This is a genomic window from Mesorhizobium sp. BR1-1-15 (genome assembly GCF_020165475.1).
GTDB lineage: Bacteria > Pseudomonadota > Alphaproteobacteria > Rhizobiales > Rhizobiaceae > Mesorhizobium.
This window is the reverse complement of sequence record NZ_JAIUIF010000034.1, coordinates 1-4,665: the sequence shown is the minus strand read 5'-3', so window position 1 is coordinate 4,665 and position 4,665 is coordinate 1. Positions and strand designations below refer to the sequence as shown.

Annotated in this window: 5 protein-coding genes; 1 reads left to right on the top strand and 4 read right to left on the bottom strand. The window is 62.4% G+C overall.

The annotated features are described in order from the left end of the window. Positions 1-48: 48 nt before the first annotated feature. The 3 genes from LB541_RS28465 to LB541_RS28455 form a co-directional block, all read right to left on the bottom strand. Positions 49-1,926, bottom strand: coding sequence for an ABC-F family ATP-binding cassette domain-containing protein (locus tag LB541_RS28465; RefSeq protein ID WP_224620109.1), 1,878 nt, complete (start codon positions 1,924-1,926; stop codon positions 49-51). 136 nt (positions 1,927-2,062) lie between these two features. Then, on the bottom strand, positions 2,063-2,512 hold the full coding sequence (locus LB541_RS28460) for a MucR family transcriptional regulator (RefSeq protein WP_140494381.1): 450 nt from the start codon (positions 2,510-2,512) through the stop codon (positions 2,063-2,065). Between the two features lie 320 nt (positions 2,513-2,832). Further along, on the bottom strand, positions 2,833-3,345 hold the full coding sequence (locus LB541_RS28455) for a DinB family protein (protein ID WP_140494383.1): 513 nt from the start codon (positions 3,343-3,345) through the stop codon (positions 2,833-2,835). A 65-nt stretch (positions 3,346-3,410) separates the two neighbouring features. On the opposite strand from LB541_RS28455, the gene LB541_RS28450 reads away from it, so the two are divergent. After that, on the top strand, positions 3,411-4,103 hold the full coding sequence (locus tag LB541_RS28450) for a glutathione S-transferase family protein (RefSeq protein WP_140515470.1): 693 nt from the start codon (positions 3,411-3,413) through the stop codon (positions 4,101-4,103). 64 nt (positions 4,104-4,167) lie between these two features. Here LB541_RS28450 and LB541_RS28445 read toward each other — a convergent pair whose 3' ends face one another. Next, positions 4,168-4,416 carry a DUF2934 domain-containing protein gene (locus LB541_RS28445; protein WP_224620106.1) on the bottom strand — a complete coding sequence of 83 codons (249 nt, stop codon included), beginning with the start codon at positions 4,414-4,416 and terminating at the stop codon, positions 4,168-4,170. Between the last annotated feature and the right edge of the window lie 249 nt (positions 4,417-4,665).

Below are 4,665 nucleotides of genomic sequence, written 5' to 3'. Positions count from 1 at the left end.
AACCCGCTCCGCTTCGCGGATCGACCCTCCCCACAAGGGGGAGGGTAACTACTCCGCCGTGCCTTCCTCGTATTCGGCCGACATGGTCAGCCACTTTTCCTCGTGGCCGGCGAGCGTCTGGGCGAGTTGCGATCGCTCCTTCGCCAGCCTTGTCGCCGTCGAGGGATCCTTTTCGTAGATTGCTGGGTTGGCCAGTTCGTCCTCGATGCCGTCGATGCGCTTGCGGATGCGGTCCATCAGCGCTTCGGTGGCGCGAATTTCCTTGGCCAGCGGCTCAAAGGCGGCGCGGCGCTGGGCCGCCTCGCGGCGGCGGTCGGCCTTCGAGGCTTTTTCCGCCTCGCGCCGCTCGCGCCGGTCGCCGGACACGCCTGTGACCAGCGTCTTGTAGTCTTCGAGGTCGCCGTCATAGGGGTTGACGGCGCCATGCTTGACCAACCACAGCCGGTCCGCCGTCGCTTCCAGGAGATGGCGGTCGTGCGAGATCAGGATGACGGCGCCGGGGAACTCATTCAGCGCATGGATCAAGGATTCGCGGCTGTCGATGTCGAGATGATTGGTCGGCTCGTCAAGGATGAACAGGTTCGGCCCCTCGAAGGCCGACAGACCCATCAACAGCCGCGCCTTCTCGCCGCCGGACAGGTCTTTCGCCGCCGTGTTCATCTTTTCGGTGGTGAGCCCAAACTGGGCGACACGGCCGCGCACTTTCGATTCCGGCGCTTCCGGCATCAGCCTGCGAACATGCTCGTAGGCGTTTTCCTCAGGCCTGAGATCGTCGAGCTGGTGCTGTGCGAAGATCGCCACCTTCAGCCCGGGCGCCACGGTCATGGTGCCGGTCTCCTGCTTCAGGCGGCCGGACAGAAGCTTGGCGAAGGTCGACTTACCGTTGCCATTCGCGCCCAGCAGCGCGATGCGGTCGTCGGCATCGATGCGCAAGGTCATCTTCTTCAGGATCGGCTCACCGGGTGTATAGCCGACATTGACATTGTTCAGCGCGACGATCGGCGAGGCCACCGTCTTCACCGGCTCCGGGAAAGAGAATGGCCGCACCGTGTCGTTCACGATGGCCGTGATCGGCTTCATCTTTTCAAGCGCCTTGATGCGGGACTGAGCCTGTCTTGCCTTGGATGCCTTTGCGCGAAAACGCTCGACGAAGGATTCCATATGCTTGCGGGCGGCTTCCTGCTTGATGCGGCCCTTTTCCTGCTGTTCTTTCTGCTCGGTGTACTGGCGTTCGAACTGATCGTAGCCGCCGCGCCAGAAGGTCAGCTTCTTCTGGTCGAGATGGACGATCGAGTTGACGGCGCGGTTAAGCAGGTCGCGATCGTGCGAGATCAGCAGCACCGTGTGCGGATATTTGGAAACATAGTTCTCGAGCCACAGCGTGCCTTCGAGATCGAGATAGTTGGTGGGCTCGTCGAGCAGCAGAAGATCGGGTTCGGAAAACAGCACGGCAGCGAGCGCCACGCGCATGCGCCAACCGCCGGAAAACGAGGAGGCCGGGCGGCGCTGCGCGGCGTCGTCGAAGCCGAGACCGGCCAGGATGGTGGCGGCGCGCGACTCGGCCGAATGCGCGTCGATATCGGCCAGCCGCATATGGATGTCGGCAATACGGTGCGGATCGGTCGCCGTCTTTTCCTCCTCGAGCAGCGCCGTGCGCTCGAGGTCGGCCTTGAGCACGATCTCGATCAGCGGCTCCTCGGTTCCGGGCGCTTCTTGCGCCACCTGGCCGATCCGCGTGTTCTTCGGCAGGCTGATCGAGCCCGTCTCGGAAGGGAAATCGCCTGTTATGGCCTTGAACAGCGTGGTCTTGCCGGTACCGTTGCGGCCGACAAGTCCGGCCTTGGTGCCGGCCGGCAAGGTCAGCGAGGCATGGTCGAGAAGCAAGCGCCCCGCCATGCGCAGCGAGAGGTCGTTGATGATAAGCATGGCCGCGCTTTTGCACGGGAGACCGGCGCTTCGCAAGACCTTGCGGGCCGGTTGGCCACGCAAGGCATGAAAACGGCGCGCGCAATGGCGCCGTCAACATCGCAGCTCAGAGGCTTCCGGCTGCGGTCGGCCGCGCTCAGGCGCTGGCTTTGCCGCGCTTTGTCGCCTTGGCCACGGGGGCCGGCGCTGCCGGCTTGCGGCCAAGTCCCGTCGACTTCGCCAGCGCTGACCGTGTCGCTGAGTAGTTCGGAGCGACCATCGGATAGTCGGGCGGCAGGCCCCATTTGGTGCGATACTCATCCGGGCTCAGCCCATAGTCCGTCCTGAGGTGCCGCTTGAGCGACTTGAATTTCTTGCCGTCTTCCAGGCAGACGATGTAGTCGGGAAAAACCGACTTCTTCGGGTTCACCGCAGGAACCAGGCTTGGGCTTTCCGCGACAACGGCACCTCCGAGCTTTCGCACCGAGGCACTGACGCTGGCAATCAGGTCAGGCAGGCCGGAAACCGGCAGCGGGTTGTTGCCGACATAGGCCGAGACAATGTCAGCGGTCAGCTCGATAACGGTCTTATCCTCGATATTTGACAAATCTTTCACCCTATTTGCGACAAAATCATCTACCCCAGAGAAGAATTTCGTCGATGCATTTATTTAACCGCGTCCCCCAAACGGACCAGCAAATCTCAAAACGAATCAAGACTTGCAGTCAAATATTTTTTAGGGAAATCGGCTCCGTGCAAACTAGAAAAGCTAATTTTTCGGGTCGGCAGACTTAGGCGGCCCGGTTGGAAGGCCAATATCTGTAAAACACGCGCCGTCGGTCATAACGCGCTCCAACGTCTTTCGGCCCTCAGTTCGCAGTTTCCGTGAAACGGTGAAAACTGCTCTATCGCAGCCGGCGGCCGAAATCAGGCGTATGCGCGCCCTTCCTCGGTGCGCTGGAAATGCGCCAGATCGAGCTGCACTGAAGGGCGGCCCAGAACCGTCAGGATCATATGGGCCTGGCCGCGGTGGTGGGTCTGGTGGTTGAAGACGTGGTCGAGCGCCGGAGCCAGCCGTTGCGAGACGGTGCGCATGTCCGATACCGTCATGTATATAAAGCGGCCCGACAGCGCCTTGTCGCTCAAACCGCCAACCCAGTCGACGATCCGCCGGTCCTCCGCCTCGCGCGCCATGCGCAGGCCCGGCAACGCCTGGTACAGTATGGCGTCCAGCGCCGTCGGCGCATCGCCCTCGCCGGTAAAGCGCTTCATCCAGATGCGATCGGCGGCCAGGAGATGGTTGAGCGTGCCCTTCATCGAGCCGAAGAAAGCGCCGACGTCGCGATTGAATTCCTCTTCGTCGAGATCGGCGGCGGCATCGTAGATGCGGCCATTGGCCCATTGATTATAGGCCGCAAACATCATGAAGTGCCGTTTCATCTTTTCTCCCGCCGGCCTGTGTCGAGGCGTTGCGGGATACCTAAACCGCAAGGAAGCCGCCGCCAATGACCATTCTGCTTTATGATCTCGTCGGACGCGACGCCACCCGCCCGTTCAGCCCGCATTGCTGGAAGGCGACGATGGCGCTGGCGCATAAGGGGCTGGAGATCAGCGCGGTGCCGACGCGTTTTCTCGAAGTGCCCCGCGTCGAGGGCGGCGCATCGAAACTCGTGCCGGTGATCCGCGACGGCGAGACGGTCGTCGCGGATTCCTTCGCCATCGCGCTTTATCTCGACGAAACCTATCCGGACCGGCCGTCGCTGTTTGGCGGCGAAGGCGGCAAGGCCATGGCGCGCTTCATCGAGCGCTGGTCGCAACTGACCATCCATCCCTATGTGACCACCGCCGCGATCATGGACCTTTATGCCATGCAGGATACGGAGAACGCCGCCTATTTCCGCCAGAGCCGGGAGCAGCGCCTGGGCAAGAGCCTGGAAGAGGTGATGGCCGCGCGGGACGCCGGGCTTGGCAATTTCAGGGCTTCGCTGGAGCCGCTGCGCTCGATGCTCGCCTATCAGCCATTCATAGGCGGAGATTCGCCCCTGTTTGCCGACTATATCGTGTTCGGCGCGCTGCAATGGGCACGCATCGCCTCGCCCTACCCATTGCTCGACGACCACGATGTCGTGGCGCAGTGGTTCGCCCGCTGCCTCGACCTGCATGGCGGGCTGGGTCGGACGGTTGCGGCGGCCGCGTGAAACCTTAGCGCCTGACCTTGCGGCAGGGCCAACGACGAGCCATCGGCTCCGCTATGGCCAGGTCTTATTTGGCCGCCTTTTTTGGCTTGCCGGGCTTGGCGGCGGTCTTGGCCTCTTTGGGCGCGGTTTTTGCCTTGCTGGCGACGGCCGCCTTTCTTGCTGGCTTCTTCACCGCGGATGACCCTGCGTCCTCCTGGTCGATGTCGGCCGTCGCCTGTTGCCAATGGCGCTCATGCTGTCCGGCCGGTTGCCCTTCTTCCTGCCAGATATGATGTGCGCGGCTGCGAATGCGCTCCTGGCGATCGTCTGTCATGGTCATGGTCTCCATCCGGGCCGACCTCAGCGCGGCGCCGACATGTGACTATAGCAAGCAAAGCCTAATATTGCAGCCGTCCGATCTCGGGCTGGCGGCATCGCCGATATCGGCCCGGCACGCAAACGCGCATGGCGTCGACTTCCCCTGTCGACACCTCTGTCGACTTCCTCTGTCGGTAGCTAATCAAGTTGTCCGGTTTGGTAGCACATGATCTGTCCGCTTCTGTTTTGGCGTCGAAGCGGTTCA

Bases quoted from the DNA above. Each gene is read 5' to 3' on its own strand.
- LB541_RS28465 (WP_224620109.1), bottom strand. From the start codon at position 1,926: ATGCTTATCATCAACGACCTCTCGCTGCGCATGGCGGGGCGCTTGCTT.
- LB541_RS28455 (WP_140494383.1), bottom strand. From the start codon at position 3,345: ATGAAACGGCACTTCATGATGTTTGCGGCCTATAATCAATGGGCCAAT.
- LB541_RS28450 (WP_140515470.1), top strand. From the start codon at position 3,411: ATGACCATTCTGCTTTATGATCTCGTCGGACGCGACGCCACCCGCCCG.
- LB541_RS28445 (WP_224620106.1), bottom strand. From the start codon at position 4,416: ATGACAGACGATCGCCAGGAGCGCATTCGCAGCCGCGCACATCATATC.